The sequence below is a fragment of the Croceitalea rosinachiae genome (assembly GCF_031846445.1).
Classification (GTDB): Bacteria; Bacteroidota; Bacteroidia; order Flavobacteriales; family Flavobacteriaceae; genus Croceitalea; species Croceitalea rosinachiae.
Window position 1 is genome coordinate 509315 of record NZ_JAVRHR010000001.1, and the last position, 17883, is coordinate 527197.

At 37.8% G+C, this 17883-nt stretch carries 12 protein-coding genes and 1 tRNA gene; 9 read left to right on the forward strand and 4 right to left on the reverse strand.

The genetic code is table 11. From position 1 onward, the window contains the following. Positions 1 to 63 precede the first annotated feature (63 nt). Positions 64 to 4449 (reverse strand): DNA polymerase III subunit alpha, encoded by a 4386-nt coding sequence (gene dnaE / locus RM706_RS02295; RefSeq protein ID WP_311349404.1) that lies wholly within the window; start codon positions 4447 to 4449, stop codon positions 64 to 66. A 234-nt stretch (positions 4450 to 4683) separates the two neighbouring features. Between dnaE and RM706_RS02300 the strand changes: the two genes are divergently transcribed. The 6 genes from RM706_RS02300 (at position 4684) to RM706_RS02325 (ending at position 10655) form a co-directional block, all read left to right on the forward strand. Next, positions 4684 to 5334, forward strand: a complete 651-nt coding sequence (locus RM706_RS02300) for a 30S ribosomal protein S16 (protein WP_311349405.1) — start codon at positions 4684 to 4686, stop codon at positions 5332 to 5334. A 9-nt stretch (positions 5335 to 5343) separates the two neighbouring features. Continuing rightward, positions 5344 to 5871, forward strand: a complete 528-nt coding sequence (gene rimM, locus RM706_RS02305) for a ribosome maturation factor RimM (RefSeq protein ID WP_311349406.1) — start codon at positions 5344 to 5346, stop codon at positions 5869 to 5871. A 43-nt stretch (positions 5872 to 5914) separates the two neighbouring features. After that, on the forward strand, positions 5915 to 7345 hold the full coding sequence (locus RM706_RS02310) for a sulfatase family protein (protein WP_311349407.1): 1431 nt from the start codon (positions 5915 to 5917) through the stop codon (positions 7343 to 7345). After that, positions 7342 to 8055, forward strand: a complete 714-nt coding sequence (locus tag RM706_RS02315) for a tRNA1(Val) (adenine(37)-N6)-methyltransferase (protein ID WP_311349408.1) — start codon at positions 7342 to 7344, stop codon at positions 8053 to 8055. The genes RM706_RS02310 and RM706_RS02315 overlap by 4 nt, the downstream gene beginning before the upstream one ends. 56 nt (positions 8056 to 8111) lie before the next feature. Next, the gene (locus RM706_RS02320) at positions 8112 to 9290 is read left to right on the forward strand and encodes an acyl-CoA dehydrogenase family protein (protein WP_311349409.1); all 1179 of its coding nucleotides are present in this window, start codon (positions 8112 to 8114) and stop codon (positions 9288 to 9290) included. 96 nt (positions 9291 to 9386) lie between these two features. Beyond that, entirely contained in the window at positions 9387 to 10655 is a 1269-nt protein-coding gene (locus RM706_RS02325; RefSeq protein WP_311349410.1) for an aminotransferase class V-fold PLP-dependent enzyme, read from the forward strand. Between the two features lie 208 nt (positions 10656 to 10863). On the opposite strand, the gene RM706_RS02330 is transcribed toward RM706_RS02325, so the two are convergent. The 3 genes from RM706_RS02330 to RM706_RS02340 form a co-directional block, all read right to left on the reverse strand. After that, entirely contained in the window at positions 10864 to 13893 is a 3030-nt protein-coding gene (locus RM706_RS02330; protein ID WP_311349411.1) for a DNA polymerase III subunit alpha, read from the reverse strand. A gap of 66 nt (positions 13894 to 13959) precedes the next feature. Then, positions 13960 to 15174 (reverse strand): DNA polymerase IV, encoded by a 1215-nt coding sequence (gene dinB / locus RM706_RS02335; RefSeq protein ID WP_311349412.1) that lies wholly within the window; start codon positions 15172 to 15174, stop codon positions 13960 to 13962. 108 nt (positions 15175 to 15282) lie between these two features. Further along, positions 15283 to 15363: transfer RNA gene (locus RM706_RS02340), tRNA-Leu, on the reverse strand. Positions 15364 to 15516: 153 nt separating this feature from the next. Here RM706_RS02340 and RM706_RS02345 point away from each other — a divergent pair. The 3 genes from RM706_RS02345 (at position 15517) to pth (ending at position 17882) form a co-directional block, all read left to right on the forward strand. Further along, positions 15517 to 16458, forward strand: a complete 942-nt coding sequence (locus RM706_RS02345) for a ribose-phosphate pyrophosphokinase (protein ID WP_311349413.1) — start codon at positions 15517 to 15519, stop codon at positions 16456 to 16458. Positions 16459 to 16522: 64 nt separating this feature from the next. After that, positions 16523 to 17164 (forward strand): 50S ribosomal protein L25/general stress protein Ctc, encoded by a 642-nt coding sequence (locus tag RM706_RS02350; RefSeq protein ID WP_311349414.1) that lies wholly within the window; start codon positions 16523 to 16525, stop codon positions 17162 to 17164. A gap of 88 nt (positions 17165 to 17252) precedes the next feature. Further along, complete coding sequence (gene pth / locus RM706_RS02355; protein ID WP_311349415.1) at positions 17253 to 17882, forward strand: aminoacyl-tRNA hydrolase; 630 nt, start codon at positions 17253 to 17255, stop codon at positions 17880 to 17882. Position 17883 lies beyond the last annotated feature (1 nt).

Sequence of the window (17883 nt, forward strand, 5' to 3'; positions counted from 1 at the left end):
TATAGCTGATTCCTTACCCATTGCATATTCGTTTTGGCTATAAAAGCATTAGTAAAACTTATACTAATTTAACTTATAGTGTACCTCTTGCTCTTCTAGGGTATTTAATAACTCACTCGTAATCTGTACTTTTTGTTTGCGGCTTGATAAATTCAATTTAATCTCCTCTTCCATCTCGTAAACAATAAAGTTTAGAGGGTGATTACCTTTAAAAGACCTCAGTGTATCTTTTAGGGTCTGTATTCTTTTCTCTTGCAATGCTGCAATATCTAATTTAATGGTCAACTTTTTAGCGTAGCTCTCCATAACTTCTTGCAAGAGCATAAAACTGTTGAACTGCATTCTAGGGTCCCCTTTTTTTCCAGTTTCTCGATTTACCCAGCCTTCCCGAATGAAAATTTTCACATAGGCGAAAGAATTGACCATTAAAAAATGGCGAAACTTAAGGTACTCTTCACCAAAAATTCGAAATTCATACGAATCTGTATAATCTTCCATTGTAAAGGCCGCCCATCCTTTTCCATTTTTTGAAATTCGATGTTGAACATCGGTAATTACCCCAGCTACTGATAATTCTCTATTAATGTAATTCTCCATCTCGTTCAGATGGGAAACACTTGCATTGCAAAAAGCATTGATCTCTGTTTTAAAATCATCTAGCGGGTGTCCAGAAATATAAATTCCAACCACTTCTTTTTCACGACGCAGCTTTTCCATAGTACCCCATTCTTCACAAGGCGGTACAACTGGTTCGGGAATTTGTGCTTCGCTCATACCACCAAACATATCCATTTGTGATGAGTTTTTATTCTCTTGATATTTTGCAGCAGATTTAATCACTTTTTCTAAAAATGTGATTCCATCTCCCTCATCATGAAAATATTGAGCTCTATGCGTCGTACCAAAAGAATCAAACCCACCAGCAACAGCTAAATTTTCAAAAGCTTTTTTGTTTGCTGACCTCAAATCGATTCGCTTTGCCAAATCGAAAACAGATTGAAAATTACCATCCTTTTTACGATGTTCTACAATCGTTTCAACAGCAGAACGTCCAACGCCCTTAATAGCACCCATACCAAAGCGAACAGCCCCATCTTTATTTACAGCAAATTTGTAATAAGATTCATTGACATCGGGTCCTAACACATCCAATCCCATGCGCTTACATTCCTCCATAAAGAAAGTCACTTGTTTGATGTCGTTCATATTATTTGACAAAACAGCGGCCATATATTCGGCTGGATAATGCGCTTTTAAATAAGCAGTCTGATAAGCGATATACGCATAACAGGTAGAATGACTTTTATTAAAGGCATACGCAGCAAATGCCTCCCAGTCTTTCCAAATTTTCTCAAGAGTATCCCTTGGGTGTCCGTTTTTCTCGCCACCATCTAAAAACTGGGGTTTTAATTTTTGTAGTAAGGCGAATATCTTTTTCCCCATTGCTTTTCGCAATACATCGGCATCACCCTTAGAGAATCCGGCTAACTTCTGAGACAATAACATCACCTGTTCTTGATATACTGTAATGCCATAGGTTTCTTTCAAATACTCTTCCATGGCCGGAAGGTCATATTTGATTTCTGCCATGCCATTTTTACGTTGAATAAAATCTGGAATATATTCCATTGGCCCAGGGCGATAAAGCGCATTCATAGCGATGAGGTCATCAAAAACAGAAGGTCTTAAATCCTTCATGTGTTTTTGCATTCCAGGGGATTCATACTGGAATATCCCTACGGTCTCTCCTCTTTGAAAAAGCTCATAGGTCTTTTCATCATCTAATGGAAATTCATCCGGTACCAACTCGATACCATGTTTAGCTTTTACAATTTTGACAGTATCCTTAATTAAAGTTAAGGTCTTTAATCCCAAGAAATCCATTTTCAACAATCCTGCGCTTTCTACAACAGAGTTGTCAAATTGGGTAACATATAAATCAGAATCTTTTGCGGTGGCTACTGGAACAAAATTGGTAATATCATCTGGAGTGATAATAACCCCACAAGCATGAATGCCTGTATTTCGTACCGAACCCTCTAAGGTTCTCGCCATTTTTAAGGTCTGACCTTCTAGGTCGTCTCCCTCAGCTATATTTAATAATTGATGTACTTTGTCTAAATCATCAGATCTGAATTTCTTCTTTAAATCAGCATCAGACTGACCAAAGATTTTTCCCAATTTTGACATTGTAGGTATCAACTTGGCAATTCGGTCCGCATCTCCCAATGGCAAATCTAATACGCGGGCAGTATCGCGAATAGATGATTTTGCAGCCATAGTACCGTAGGTAATAATTTGAGCAACCTGATTAGCACCATATTTATTAATGACATAATCCATAACACGGCCACGCCCTTCATCATCAAAATCGATATCAATATCAGGCATGGATACCCTATCAGGGTTTAAGAATCGCTCAAAAAGTAAGTCGTATTTTAATGGGTCAATATTAGTAATAGTCAAACAGTAAGCCACTACCGACCCAGCGGCAGAACCCCGACCAGGACCAACAGAAACATCCATATTTCGAGCCTCTCGTATAAAATCTTCGGTAATCAAGAAATAGCCTGGATACCCCGAATTTTTAATGGTCTCCAGCTCAAAATCAATTCGTTCTTTAATTTCAGGGGTAATTTCTTCATATCGTTTTTTAGCCCCTTCGTAGGTAATATGTCTTAAATAGGCATTCTCACCACGGTTACCCCCATCTTCTAAATCTTCAGGAACTTTAAAATTTTCAGGAATATCAAATTTTGGAAGTAACACATCTCTTGCCAATTCAAAAGGCTCTACCTTGGCAACAAGCTCCTGAATATTAAAAATTGCACTAGGTGTATCTTTGAATAAAGCCTTCATCTCATCTTGAGATTTAAAATAATATTCTTGATTAGGCAATCCGTATCGGTAACCACGACCTCTACCTATTGGTGTTGTTTGTTTTTCGCCATCTTTTACACAAAGCAGAATATCATGGGCTTCAGCATCTTCTTTATCACAATAATAGGTGTTATTAGATGCGATGATTTTAACACTATGTTGCTTTGAAAATTCTAGTAATACTTTATTTACACGGTCTTCATCTTCTTGACCATGTCGCATTAATTCTATATAAAGGTCATCACCAAACTGTTCTTTCCACCAAAGCAAAGCCTCTTCTGCTTGGTTTTCACCAACATTCAGAACTTTATTGGGCACTTCACCATAAAGATTTCCGGTCAATACGATGATATCTTCTTTATATTGTTGAATGACTTTTCTATCAATTCTAGGCACATAATAAAAGCCCTCAGTATAGGCGATAGAAGACATCTTAGCTAAATTATGATACCCATTCTTGTTCTTGGCCAATAACACAATTTGGTAGCCATAGTCTTTTACATTTTTATTGGTATGATCTTCACAAACAAAAAATTCACAGCCAATAATCGGCTTTAATTCTTTTGCATTTGCTTCTTCACCATTCGCTATGGATTCCGCATTTTGTTCTTTTACTATTTTATTATGAGCTTTTATTTCTTTTACAAAATGAAAAGCTCCCATCATATTGGCATGGTCAGTCAGGGCTACAGCTGGCATTTGATTCTCTACTGCTGCTTTTACAAGTGATTTGATATTAATCGTCGATTGTAATACGGAGAATTGAGAATGGTTATGAAGGTGCGAAAAAGAAGCTCCTTCCAAACTTGCAATATTCTCATTGAGTTCTTCTTGAGAAACGCCAACGGTATCTTTCTCCCATAAGGCATCTGCTATTTTTTTCGAAGCTTTTTTAAGATTGATATGCTTTAAACCTATCAACTTAATTTCTTGAGGATTAGCTTCAGAAAAATTTTGGAAATAATCTGGCTGAACATCCAATTGTTCCTGAGTATATTGCTTTCTGCGAATGAGTTCTAAAAAACAACGTGTCGTTGCCTCTACGTCTGCAGTTGCATTATGGGCTTCAGCAAAGGATTGCTTGAACAAATACTCATGGAGTTCAGTAAGTGTGGGCAGTTTGAACTTGCCTCCACGACCACCCGGTATTTGACAGAGTTGAGCTGTATGTTCTGTACAAGTATCTAAAACAGGTAATTCTTGCAACAAATTTTCAATACCAAGCCTATGAAATTCCGCCCCAATAATATTGACATCAAAACCTACATTTTGACCGACAATAAATTTAGTTCTAGACATCACTTTATTAAATTTCTCTAAGACTTCTGTAAGTGAAATTCCTTTTTGCTCTGCAAGGGTGGTTGAGATTCCGTGTATTTGTTCAGCCTCATAGGGAATATTAAAACCATCTGGTTTTACCAAATAATCTTGATGATCTAATATATTACCCATATCATCATGCAATTGCCATGCAATCTGAATACATCGAGGCCAGTTGCCTGAATCAGTAATTGGTGCATCCCAACGCTTGGGAAGACCAGTAGTTTCGGTGTCAAAGATGAGGTACATATATAAATTATCTTAGTTCAAGCGGAGTCAAGAACTGTTAAAAATGCAATGAATAAAAATACTTAAAATGGATTTTTTGATAAAATCGAGTTGTAAGCAGTTATTAACCAATAAAAAACAGCAAATAGTTATTGTAAAATTAAGGTTTTGATGTATTTTTGCACCCGCTTTGTATTTAAAGTGAATTAAAAAGAATTAATAATCAGGGTCGGGCACCCTACAAATTAATGTGATATGCCAGTAAAAATTAGATTGCAAAGACACGGTAAAAAAGGAAAACCATTTTATTGGATAGTTGCGGCTGACGCACGTTCAAAAAGAGATGGTAAATTTTTAGAAAAATTAGGTATCTACAACCCTAATACCAACCCGGCAACTATAGACTTAAATGTTGATGGCTCAGTTAAATGGTTAAGCAATGGTGCGCAACCAACAGATACTGCTAGAGCTATTCTTTCCTATAAAGGAGTATTGATGAAGCATCACCTTTTAGGAGGTGTGCGAAAAGGAGCTTTGACAGAAGAGCAAGCCGAAGAAAAATTCAATGCTTGGCTTGCTGAGAAGGAAGCTTCTATACAGGCCAAAAGAGATGGTTTGAGCAAAGAAGAAGCTGCTGCTAAGGCAAAAGCTTTGGAAGCTGAAAAGGAATTTAGTGACAAACGTGCTGCCGCTGCTTTACCAGAAGTTGAAGAGACCGAAGAAGTAGTTGAAGAAAGCGCTCCAGTTGTTGAAGAGGCTACGGCAGAAGCCGCAGAAATTGTGGAAGAAGCAAAAGAAGAAGTGGCTGAGGCTGTGGAAGAAGTTAAGGAGGAAGTTCCTGCAGTTGAAGCAAAAGCTGAGGAGGCTGCACCTGAAGCTAGTGAAGAAGAAGCTCCAAAAGAGTAAGCTTAACGGATGCGCAAGGAAGATTGTTTCTACCTGGGCAAAGTTGTTTCAAAATACAGTTTTAAGGGTGAGGTATTAGCCAAAATTGATGCTGATGAGCCCCATTTATATGAAAGCATGGAATCAGTTCTTGTTTTATTAGGAAACAATCTGGTTCCATTTTTTATTGATAGGTGTCGTTTACATAAATCTGCGCTGCTACGCATAGATTTTGAAGAAGTCAAAGATGAATCGGCAGCAGATCGGATTCTTGGCGCAGAACTTTATTTGCCTCTTACACTACTTCCTAAATTATCGGGAAATAAATTCTATTATCATGAAGTCATTGGTTTCACATTAATAGATGCTACCCATGGGGATATTGGGGTTATCGAATCTGTGAATGATTCTGCTTCACAAGTACTATTTGAAGCCAAAAAAGGGGAAAAAGAATTGTTGATTCCTGTTACGGATGACATCATCACAAAAGTAGACAGAAAATCTAAAGCCATTCACGTAAAAACCCCTGACGGTTTGGTTGAACTCTACCTTGACTAGGGTTAAAGATAATCTCACGATATTAGTTTATCTTTAAGTTCATATGCATTTTATATCACCCGAGCGGGTTTCTTTCTTTTTCTTGGTATTTTGCTTGATTTCATGCAAGCACTCCTCTACTGATAAACAGATTGAAACACCACAACGACCAAACATAGTAATCATATTTACTGATGATCAGGGTTATAATGATTTAGGGGTCTTTGGTAGCACAATCAAAACACCCCATCTAGACAAAATGGCTTCGCAAGGTGTAAAATTAACTAATTTTTATGTCGCACAGGCCGTTTGCTCCGCCTCAAGGGCAGCCTTACTTACAGGTTGTTACCCTAATCGAATCGGTATTCATAACGCTTTGATGCCCAATGCAAAAATAGGATTGAATCCTAAGGAAACTACAATTGCTGAAATGCTTAAAAATGAAGGGTATAAAACGGCAATTTTTGGGAAATGGCATCTTGGTGATGCTTCTCAATTTTTACCGACCCAACATGGTTTTGATGAATGGTTTGGCATTCCGTATTCTAACGATATGTGGCCTAAACATCCCCAACAGGGTCCTATCTTTAATTTTCCAGACTTACCTCTTTATGAAAATGAGACAATTACGACGATTTTAGAGGATCAATCACAGTTAACCACATTAATTACAGAAAAAAGTGTGGATTTCATAAATCGGAATAAGGGCAACCACTTCTTTTTGTACGTTCCGCATCCACAGCCTCATGTGCCCTTATATGTTTCGGATAAATTCAAAGGAAAATCTGATAATGGGTTATACGGAGACGTTATTATGGAAATCGACTGGTCCGTAGGTCAAATAAACCAAGCGCTAAAAGACAATGGCTTAGAAGAGAATACTATCGTTATTTTCACTTCAGATAATGGTCCTTGGTTATCGTACGGTAACCATGCTGGCAGCGCCTACCCACTTCGCGAAGGAAAAGGTACCGCTTGGGAGGGAGGTCAAAGAGAGCCATTCATCATCAAATACCCTAAAAGAAGTGTCATTGAAACACCTGTTATGGCCATTGATTTATTACCAACAATTGCTGAGCTTACCGATGCCCGTCTTCCCAAAGAGGTTATAGACGGCAAAAGTATTTGGAAATTATTGGTTGGTGATACCAAAGAAAGCCCACAAGATGCTTATTTCTTTTATTATAGAACTAACGAGCTATTTGGTGTACGCTATAAAAAATGGAAACTTTACTTTCCGCACCATTACAGAACAATGTTAGGTCAAGAACCTGGGAAAGATGGAATCCCTGGAGAGTACCAGATGAGAGCTATTGAAGAAATTGAATTGTATGATTTAGAAAATGATATTGGTGAAACAAACAATGTAGCAGATTCAAATACTGAAGTGGTAGAAGAAATCAAATTATTGGCTAATAAAATGCGTTATCGATTAGGGGATTCTTTATTGGAATTAGAAGGTTCAGAAACCCGTGAACCAGGTAGATTAGAATGAACAAACCATTTAAATTCAAACAATTCACAATTCATCAAGACCGCTGTGCCATGAAAGTTGGAACGGATGGCGTATTACTTGGCGCTTGGACCTCATTAGATAGCAATCCAACTTCTATTTTGGATATCGGGGCAGGTACAGGTTTGATTGCGTTACAATTGGCACAACGCTCCAATGCTGAGACCATTGACGCAATTGAATTGGATGATAAGGCTTATGAGCAATGTGTTCAGAATTTTGAAGAATCCGATTGGGGCGACCGTCTTTTTTGTTACCATGCTAGTTTGCTAGAATTCGCTGATGAAATCGAAGAAACTTATGACCTTATCGCCACAAATCCACCATTCTATTCTGAAGATGTTGGCCGCAAAACTTCATCAAGAACAATAGCCCGTCAAGAAAATTCGATGCCTTTTGAAGATTTGACAAATGCAGTTAGTAAACTACTTTCAAAAAAAGGCACTTTCGCCACTATTATTCCATTTACCCAAGAAGAACGTTTTCTTTCATTATCAGAAAAGTCTGGACTATATCCCTTTCGTATTACGAGAATTAAAGGAACACCTACAGCCAAAATCAAAAGAACTTTACTACAATTCTCTTTTGAAAATATTACCTGTATAAAAAACGAATTAGTTATTGAAATAAACCGCCATGAATACACGTTCGATTATCAAGAATTGACCAAATCATTCTATTTAAAAATGTAACATTACAAGCGTTAATTGTTACATTTGCTTAGTACCTTTGACTAAAATTATTTTGCATGAAGCCCGATTTATTTGAAGCTCCAGATTACTACAATTTAGACGATTTACTTTCTGAAGAACATGTATTGGTTCGCGATGCCGCTCGTCAGTGGGTCAAAAGAGACATCTCACCCATCATAGAGGAATATGCCCAAAAAGCGGAATTTCCTAAACAAATTATTGGCGGTTTAGCCGAGATAGGCGCATTCGGACCTTATATTCCTGAAGAGTATGGGGGAGCTGGATTAGACCAGATAAGTTATGGGCTAATCATGCAAGAAATTGAACGTGGAGATAGTGGAGTTCGTTCAACGGCTTCCGTACAATCCTCATTGGTGATGTATCCCATTTTCACTTATGGAACCGAAGAACAACGTAAAAAATACCTTCCAAAATTAGCCTCTGGTGAATGGATGGGGTGCTTCGGATTAACAGAACCAAACCATGGTTCCAACCCCGGTGGAATGGAAACAAAATATAAAGATATGGGTGACCATTACTTATTGAATGGTGCCAAATTATGGATATCTAACTCTCCTTTTGCAGATGTAGCTGTAGTATGGGCCAAAAATGAAGAAGGGCGCATTCACGGATTGATAGTAGAACGTGGTATGGAAGGTTTTTCAACTCCTGAAACCCATAACAAATGGTCTTTACGTGCTTCGGCTACTGGAGAACTTATTTTTTCTGATGTAAAAGTGCCTAAAGAAAATTTACTTCCCAATAAATCTGGTTTAGGTGCTCCATTAGGGTGTTTAGATTCTGCTCGATATGGTATTGCCTGGGGTGCTATTGGTGCCGCCATGGATTGTTATGATACGGCATTGCGTTATGCAAAAGAGCGCATTCAATTTGGCAAACCTATTGCTGCTTTTCAGCTACAGCAAAAAAAATTGGCGGAAATGATTACTGAAATCACTAAAGCACAATTATTGGCTTTTCGTCTGGGACAATTAAAAAATGAAGGGCGTGCTACAACTGCACAAATCTCCATGGCCAAACGCAACAATGTAGATGTGGCTATTAAAATTGCTCGTGAAGCAAGGCAAATGCTAGGCGGAATGGGTATTACAGGTGAGTACAGTATTATGAGACATATGATGAACTTAGAAAGTGTAATCACCTATGAAGGCACTCATGATATACATCTTCTGATTACGGGTGCGGACATTACAGGCCACCCAGCTTTTAAGTAAATGTAGCTTTTTTAGATTTTTCTTGCTTTATTAGTTACTTCAAGTATGTTTTCTCTCGTATTTTTATGAGCAGTACAACTCATAAAATGAAGGACAGTGGGAACGACAAGAAGAAAATTTTTACAGCGATTTAGTCAAGGAACTATTGCCTCTTTAGCCGTGCCGGTTTATGGGGAAACTTTAGGTAGCTATTGGAAAGAAGTTGGACTTCATTTACCCAATGATAATTCTGAAAACTACTGGGGTTTAGTCAAGGAACAATTCAATTTGGCCGAAGGACTTCATTATTTCAACAATGCTTCATTAGGAGCTTCTTCTACACATATTCAACAAGAGACCAGTAAATTCAGGAATTTACTGGATGGTTTCCCTTCAAAATATATGTGGGGCGGTTGGGAAGGTGAAAAAGAAAAAGTACGAGAAAAAGTTGCTCAGCTTTTTTCAGTCTCTTCTGAAGAGATTGCGCTTATTCACAACACTACAGAGGGTATGAACCTTATCGCGCGAAGTTTCGATTTACTACCTGGTGATGAAGTAGTATTGGCCAATCATGAGCATTCGAGCGGTAGAATACCTTGGGAGGTTTGGCAAGAAACTAAAGGAATTAAATTGGTACGCCCAGAATTACCTTTACTACCTGAAAAGGTTACCGACTTAGTTGAAGTCTATAAAAAAGCAATTACCCAAAAGACAAAAGTCATATCCATGTGCCATATGGTAAATACTAATGGAATGCTATTACCTGTAAAAGAGGTTTCTGAGATGGCTCATGAAAAAGGAATTTTAGTTGCTGTTGATGGAGCACAAACTGCAGGTATGTTCACTATTGATTTAAATGATTTAGGCTGCGACTTTTATACAGCAAGTGCGCATAAATGGTTGTTCTCTCCAAAGGGAGTTGGGATTTTTTATGCAAAACAAGAAAGTCAACACTATTTAAAACCATTAATGGTAGCTCGCGGGCATACTGATAAAAGTATTCGAAGGTTAGAAAATTATAATACGCGAAACCTACCTGAAGTTTTGGGTTTGGGAGCATCTGTTGACTTTCACAATATCATTGGTCCCGAACGCATTCATGAGCGAACTTTTGAACTCAAAAGATATTTTCGTTCTAAAATTGAAAATGATTCTAGGTTTTCAATAAAAAGCCCTAAAACGGATGAACTTTCTGCAGCTATTCAAGTAGTTGAAGTTAATGGCAAAGAAGTAGACACTATTAAGCAAGAGCTTTGGGATGAATACGGAATTGACTGCAGACCTATGAGTAGTCATAGCTTAAATGCTCTTAGGTTATCTTTTGCTATTTACATCACTAAAAAGGATATTGATTATTTAGTAGAGGCTTTACAAAACTTGGCTTAACACTTAAAATCATCTTATTTATGAATTATGTAATAGCTTAATTACATACTTTTCTTACTTCACCACAGATTTTGTACACTACACATCATTTCTTTTCGATGCTGGCGGCCTCACTATACATTTACTATATAATAATTCAGAAAGTAAATTTTTTCATTTTCATATAGTGTTCTCGTAAAAGGGTCTTGTTGTTAAAACAAGACTCTTTTTAGTTTAGGCCTATTTGATTTTTCGTGCCACCCTCTTTTAACTTCATCAACTTTTTACTTGTTTTCATATCAGCATATCTAGGATCGGGCACATATTTTTGCTTCTGCATTTTAATTACCTCTATGCTAAGAAACCCAAATTCACTGACTACTTTGCCATAAAAACGATAAATGCCCTTTCCTTTAAAGCTATATTTTGCTGCTACGGGCGGAAAAAGTACCGTATCAAATACTTCACCATACAGGTCTAATAAGGTAGCAAAGTACATTCGATCCCCTTTATAAGTACTTGTGTTTTTAATGGTAATGAGGTAACCGTAAATATCGATACGCCTGTTTAAGTAGCGTTCCAAATCTTGTTGCCCATTTTTACTTTTTGGAACCTCTTGCAAAAATTCAAAAGGATTGCAAAGTGGAAACCCCAACAACTCCCATTCTTCAAAAGCTGTTTCTAGATGGGTAGTATCCAACTTAGGAATTTTAAACTTATTTCGTTTTGGCGGAAACAATTTCGGGTGGTCAATACGCTTGGTCTTCCCCAATATCAAATGAGCCTTCCATAGCAATTCGTGCTTATTGATACCTGTAAAACGAAAGGCATTGATACGTATTAAAATACTGACCTGTTCTATTGAGATGAGTACACGATCAATAAAATTTTCTAAAGAGGTAAACTTGTCATTGGCCTCTCGTTCTTTAAGAATGCGTTGCATCACACGCTCTTCCAAATCACGTAGATACATCATTCCTAAATAAACATGTTTCCCATAGATAACGTTCAGCCCATGGCTCTGATTGACACATGGTGGGTGAATTATTGCCCCCAGCATACGAGCATCGTGCACATAGAATTCAGGTCTATAAAATCCGCCTCCATTGTTGAGTACGGCGACCATATATTCCAATGGAAAATAAGCCCGTAAAAAGAGGCTTTGATAACTTTCAACGGCATAAGAAGCCGAGTGCCCTTTAGCAAATGCATAACCAGCAAAACTTGCTACCTGGTCCCATACCTCATCAACTGTTTTTTCAGGAACCCCTTTCTCCAAACAATTACTTCGAAATTTATCTTTTGCCTTTTCAAATTCTTCACGCGAGCGGAACTTACCGCTCATCCCCCTTCGCAATACGTCAGCTTCTCCAAGGGTCAGGTCAGCAAAATAATGAGCGACCTTGATGACATCTTCTTGATAGACCATAACCCCATAAGTCTCGGGCATAATGTCTAACATTACAGGATGTGCCCTCTCTTCTGCCCTACCAGGATTTCGGTGTCTTAAAATATACTCACGCATCATACCACTTTTAGCGACACCTGGTCGAATGATAGAACTTGCAGCGACCAATCCTAAATAATTATCCACTTCCAACTTTTTGAGCAACATGCGCATGGCAGGTGATTCTACATAAAAGCAACCCATGCACTGTGCGGTTTTAATCAAATTATTGATTACAGGATTTTTATAGAATTTGGAAACATCATGAATATCAAAATCTGCTTTTTCAGGTTGATTCTGCTTTACAATAGCTATGGTATCCTTTATTTTTCCCAGACCACGCTGCGCCAAAATATCAAACTTAAATAGCCCCACATCCTCGGCGATGACCATATCAAAATGTACCGTAGCAAAGCCTTTGGGCGGCATAAACGTAGCCGAAAAACATTGTAACGACTTCTCGCTAATGAGTATTCCGCTAGCATGTACGCTCACATAATTGGGCATCCCCTCTATCAATTGACCATATTTGAGTACGAGCTTGGCCATACTATCCACCTTTGATGAAAGAAGTGTGCCAGTGCTCAATACATCAATTTCATCTTTTGGCAACCCAAACACCTTACCCAATTCACGAATAACGCCCTTCTTCTTAAAAGTAACATAAGTACCTACAAGAGCCACATGGTTAAAACGATCAAAAATATATTGGGTCATCGCCTCACGATCGCGCCATGAGAAATCAATATCAAAGTCGGGCGGGTTCGCCCGATATAGATTTATAAAGCGTTCAAAATAGAGATCAAGGTCAATAGGATCCACATCGGTTATATACAATAGGTAAGCTATAATACTATTGGCCCCACTACCTCGCCCCACATAATAAAAACCCTGGCTTTTTGCATAGGAAATGATATCCCAATTGATTAAAAAATAAGAAACAAACCCTTTCTTCTTTATCAGATCCATTTCTTTTAAGAATCGTCTCTTTATGGTCCAGGATATTTCTTTCCCGTAGCGTTTTGGTAAACCTTGAATACATAGTTTTTTTAGAAGTGCTTCATCCTCTTCTTTATTACCAGTGTAATGCTTTAGGTTTTGGGCTTTGCGTCTTTTCGAAAAATCAAACCGTATGGAACACTGATCAAGGAGTTTTTCAGTATTCTCTAAAATATGCGGGTATTCTGAAAAAGCTTGATATAAACTTTTAATAGAATACATTTTTTCTTCTTCGCTGGCCACCTCGGCCTCATCCAATTTGCTCAACAAAACATTATTATCAATGGCCCGCAATAGCCGATGCGCATTAAAATCACGTTTGCTTCTAAAAGTTACTGGTTGTTGCACTACCAGTTTATCTCGAAAATCTTTTAATTGGGAGAAGGGAAGCCTTCTTAAATCTTTAATGGAAATACCGATATACTCATTATCCAAGAATTCATTCTTTTCATTCAGAAGAACTTTCTCAAAAGGATACACCACAAATGTATTTTTAAACATTGGTGCTTGCCAGGGAATCTCAATATTATTGTGAAGGTGATGCGATAAAAATTCATTCAGCTCTTGATAGCCTTTATTGTTTTTGGCAATGCCAACAAAACAAGGATCAACTCCATTTCTCAGATCAATCCCTAAAATGGGTTTGATATCATATTTAGGGGCTTCACGCACAAAATTCAAGCAAGCCGAAGTATTATTGACATCGGTTAGCACCAACTGCTTAACTCTATTTTCTTGAGCTAATGTCAATAGGTCATGTTCAGAGAATGTTCCGAAGCGAAGACTGTAATATGTGTGACAATTTAAATACAAATTAAAGTTTAAAATTACCCTCTATTCTTCGCTCCTATATCTAACATTGATGCGGTCTAGCATCTTTTATTGTTTTCTATGCGCTAAAACTATTGGAGGCTGTCCATTAAAAGGGTTGTGCATTCTGCCTATGGTTCTTGCTCCCATTGCCGAAGCGCGAATAACCGCCCTATCACCAAATCGATTGCGAACCTTATCCATGGCTTGATATAGGTTCAATGCTTCCTCGGTATCATCAAATAAATTGATTTGGTAATTGCCCGAAACCAAATGACTAAACCGAATACCCACCAATCGAACTAACATTCGCTTGCTGTAAAGCGAATCGAACAGTTCCATAATCTTCGGAATCAGAATATGATCGGCACTGCTATATGGAATTCGTTTCTGTTTAGAATAGGTATTAAAATCAGAATATCGAATTTTGACTGCAATACAGGCTGTGAGTTTTTCTCCTCTACGTAATTGATAAGCCAAATTCTCGGCCATGGCCATAATGATTCCCTTAAGTTTTACCATATCAATAGTATCTCGATCAAAAGTGCGTTCATTAGAAATGGACTTACGCTCATGAAAAGGAATTACAGGGGTATTATCCACTCCATTCGCTCTTTTCCAAATCACACGACCATTTGCCCCCAGTACCCGCTGCATAATATCCATAGGCATTTCTTGAATAGTCTTTACTTGACGAATACCCAAATTTCGGAGTGTCTGGTAGGTCTTGTCCCCCACCATAGGTATCTTTTTGACCGAAAGCGGAGCCAAAAAAGATTTCTCTAAACCAAAATCAATTTTAAGTTGATTATTGGGCTTGGCCTCATTGGTCGCTACTTTTGAGACCACTTTATTAATGGAAAGTCCGAATGAAATGGGCATTCCGGTTTCACGAATAATTTTTCTTCGGAGTTCGGTCGCATATTTATAAGAACCAAAAAATTTGTCCATTCCCGATAAATCGGCATAAAACTCATCAATACTCGATTTTTCAAATAGGGGCACCCCCTCTTTGATAATTTCGGTAACCTCATCAGAAACTTTGCTGTACGTACCTGCATTTCCCTTGATTACTCTAGCTTCAGGGCAAAGCTCACGCGCCATTTTCATGGGCATGCCTGAATGGACACCAAAATCCCTGGTCTCATAACTACAGGCAGCAACAACACCTCTATCAGTAATACCACCAACCAATAGAGGTACGCCTTTCAGTTCTGGACTTATCCGACGCTCTACAGAGACAAAAAATGTGTCAAGATCTAAATGTAAAATGGTTTTATTCACTATCTCAAAAAAGGATAGCAAATTTATGGATTATTTCCTATTTATTGGATTATTTCCATATTAATATGTTATAAAAAAGCCTCAACAGATGTCAAGGCTTATTTTTAGTACTCGAGGTGGGAATCGAACCCACACTCCAAAGGAACTGGATTTTGAATCCAGCGCGTCTACCAGTTCCGCCACTCGAGCATTCAAATTTGAAACGGACTGCAAAGCTAAAAAATATTTTCTTTTCAAAAACCAAAATTCATACAATTATCCTTTAGCAACCGAGATTAATTTTTAAATTTGCACCTCCTTAAAAGAAAAGGAAGTTAAAAGGCTTATAAATAAAACCTTAGCATGCCATATCAAGTACCGGAACCTAAAATTTTTGCTTGCACCCAGAGTACAGCTCTCGGTGAGAAAATTGCAGCTTCTTATGGTGCCGATTTAGGGAAGGTTAAATTTTCTAGGTATAGTGATGGCGAATTTCAACCATCGTTTGAAGAATCGATAAGGGGGGCGCGAATTTTTATCATTGGATCAACCAATCCAAGTTCTGAAAACTTAATGGAAATGTTGTTGATGATTGATGCTGCAAAAAGGGCCTCTGCTAGGCACATTACGGCCGTAATGCCCTATTTTGGATGGGCCAGGCAAGACAGAAAAGACAAGCCAAGAGTACCAATTGCTGCAAAATTGGTTGCTAAAATGTTAGAATCTGCAGGAGCTACGAGAATTATTACCATGGATTTGCACGCAGATCAAATTCAAGGCTTTTTTGAAAAACCAGTAGATCATCTTTTTGCTTCAACCCTATTTTTGCCTTACCTGAAAAAACTTAATCTAGAGAATCTTTGTATCGCTTCTCCTGATATGGGTGGTTCAAAAAGAGCTTATGCTTATTCAAAAGCAATGGAATGTGACGTGGTCATTTGTTACAAACAAAGAGCAAAAGCCAATGTCATTTCACATATGGAGCTTATCGGTGATGTTACAGGTAAAAATGTTGTTTTAGTAGATGACATGGTAGACACCGCTGGAACATTGACAAGAGCCGCTGATTTAATGATGGAGAGAGGAGCAATTAGTGTTAGAGCTATTACCACACATGGTTTGTTATCTGGTAATGCATACGAAAGAATAGAAAACTCGCTTTTAAAAGAATTGATCATCACAGATTCCATTCCGAGTGAAGTGAAAAGCGATAAAGTTAAGGTATTAAGTTGCGCGGATTTATTTTCTGATGTGATGCACCGCGTACACCATAATACCTCAATATCGTCAAAATTTTTAATGTAAAGCTACCTCGACCGGTTAAAGAGGGGTGACAAAAAAATAGAATTATTAATTTTTAATATATATAATGAAGTCAATTACTATCAAAGGATCCCAAAGAGAAAGCGTGGGCAAGGTTTCTACCAAAGCCTTACGTAATGCTGGAAAGGTCCCTTGCGTATTATACGGAGGGGAAAAACCATTACACTTTTCAGCTGATGAACTTTCGTTCAAAAAATTAGTGTACACCCCTAACGCATATACAGCTGTAATTGAGTTGGATGGTGGTGAAAAATTAAAAGCTGTTTTACAAGACATTCAATTTCACCCCGTAACAGACAAAATCATGCATATTGATTTTTATCAGTTGTTTGATGACAAAGCTGTTACCATGAACATTCCTGTTCGTTTAGAAGGTAACTCTCCAGGTGTAAGAAATGGTGGTCGTTTATTGTTTAGAAAAAGAAAACTTTCTATCAAAGCCTTACCAGATTTGTTGCCAGATTTCATCACTATTGATATTTCTAAACTTAGAATTGGAGGTACAATTGCTGTTGAGACTTTATTGAGTGATGATTTTTCTATTCTTCACCCTGATAGTACTGCTGTTGTTCAGGTTAAAGCATCTCGTAATGCCATTGAAGATGAAGAAGATGAAGAAACAGAAGAAGGTGCTGAAAGTGCCGAAGCTGAGGGTGCTGAAGCTCCTGCAGCCGAGAGTGCTGAATAAAGCATTATCATAATAACAAAAAGCATCCTTTGTCAAGTTTTATAATTTGATTTTGGATGCTTTTGTATTTTTAAGGAAATTCAAATTAATGTTTGGTTGGTTAACATCGTTATGGAATTCTAAAAGACCTATTCTCACTGAACCGGATGATATGAAAAAGTTTTTAATAGTAGGATTGGGTAACATTGGTGAAAAATACCATAATACACGCCATAATATTGGTTTCAAAATCTTAGATAAACTTGCTGAAGAACAGGGCTTTACTTTTGAAGATGCAAAACTTGGAGCTATAGCCACCTTTAAACATAAAGCAAAAAGTGTATTGTGTCTAAAACCTTCGACCTATATGAATTTGAGCGGCAAGGCTGTTCGCTATTGGATGGAAAAGGAAAATATTCCTTTAGAGAATGTTTTGGTCATTACCGATGACATCAATCTCAGCTTTGGAACCCTTCGCTTGAAAACCAAAGGTAGTGATGGGGGTCACAATGGCCTTAAAGACATACAGCATACTTTACAAACGACTACATATAATCGTTTTCGATTTGGAGTAGGTGCTGATTTTGGTATGGGCCGGCAAGTTGATTACGTCTTAGGAAAATGGAATGATGATGAAAATAAAGCCATACCAGAGCGGCTTGAAAAAACAACACAGCTTATTCTATCTTTTGTATTTGCAGGGGTTAAAAATACTATGAACCAATTTAATGGCACCTAGG

What these genes read in the sequence shown, in the direction of transcription:
- RM706_RS02300 (WP_311349405.1), top strand. Translation starts at nt 4,684, where the DNA reads ATGCCAGTAAAAATTAGATTGCAAAGACACGGTAAAAAAGGAAAACCA.
- RM706_RS02320 (WP_311349409.1), top strand. Translation starts at nt 8,112, where the DNA reads ATGAAGCCCGATTTATTTGAAGCTCCAGATTACTACAATTTAGACGAT.
- pth (WP_311349415.1), top strand. Translation starts at nt 17,253, where the DNA reads ATGTTTGGTTGGTTAACATCGTTATGGAATTCTAAAAGACCTATTCTC.
- RM706_RS02345 (WP_311349413.1), top strand. Translation starts at nt 15,517, where the DNA reads ATGCCATATCAAGTACCGGAACCTAAAATTTTTGCTTGCACCCAGAGT.
- dnaE (WP_311349404.1), bottom strand. Translation starts at nt 4,449, where the DNA reads ATGTACCTCATCTTTGACACCGAAACTACTGGTCTTCCCAAGCGTTGG.
- RM706_RS02315 (WP_311349408.1), top strand. Translation starts at nt 7,342, where the DNA reads ATGAACAAACCATTTAAATTCAAACAATTCACAATTCATCAAGACCGC.
- rimM (WP_311349406.1), top strand. Translation starts at nt 5,344, where the DNA reads ATGCGCAAGGAAGATTGTTTCTACCTGGGCAAAGTTGTTTCAAAATAC.
- RM706_RS02350 (WP_311349414.1), top strand. Translation starts at nt 16,523, where the DNA reads ATGAAGTCAATTACTATCAAAGGATCCCAAAGAGAAAGCGTGGGCAAG.
- RM706_RS02310 (WP_311349407.1), top strand. Translation starts at nt 5,915, where the DNA reads ATGCATTTTATATCACCCGAGCGGGTTTCTTTCTTTTTCTTGGTATTT.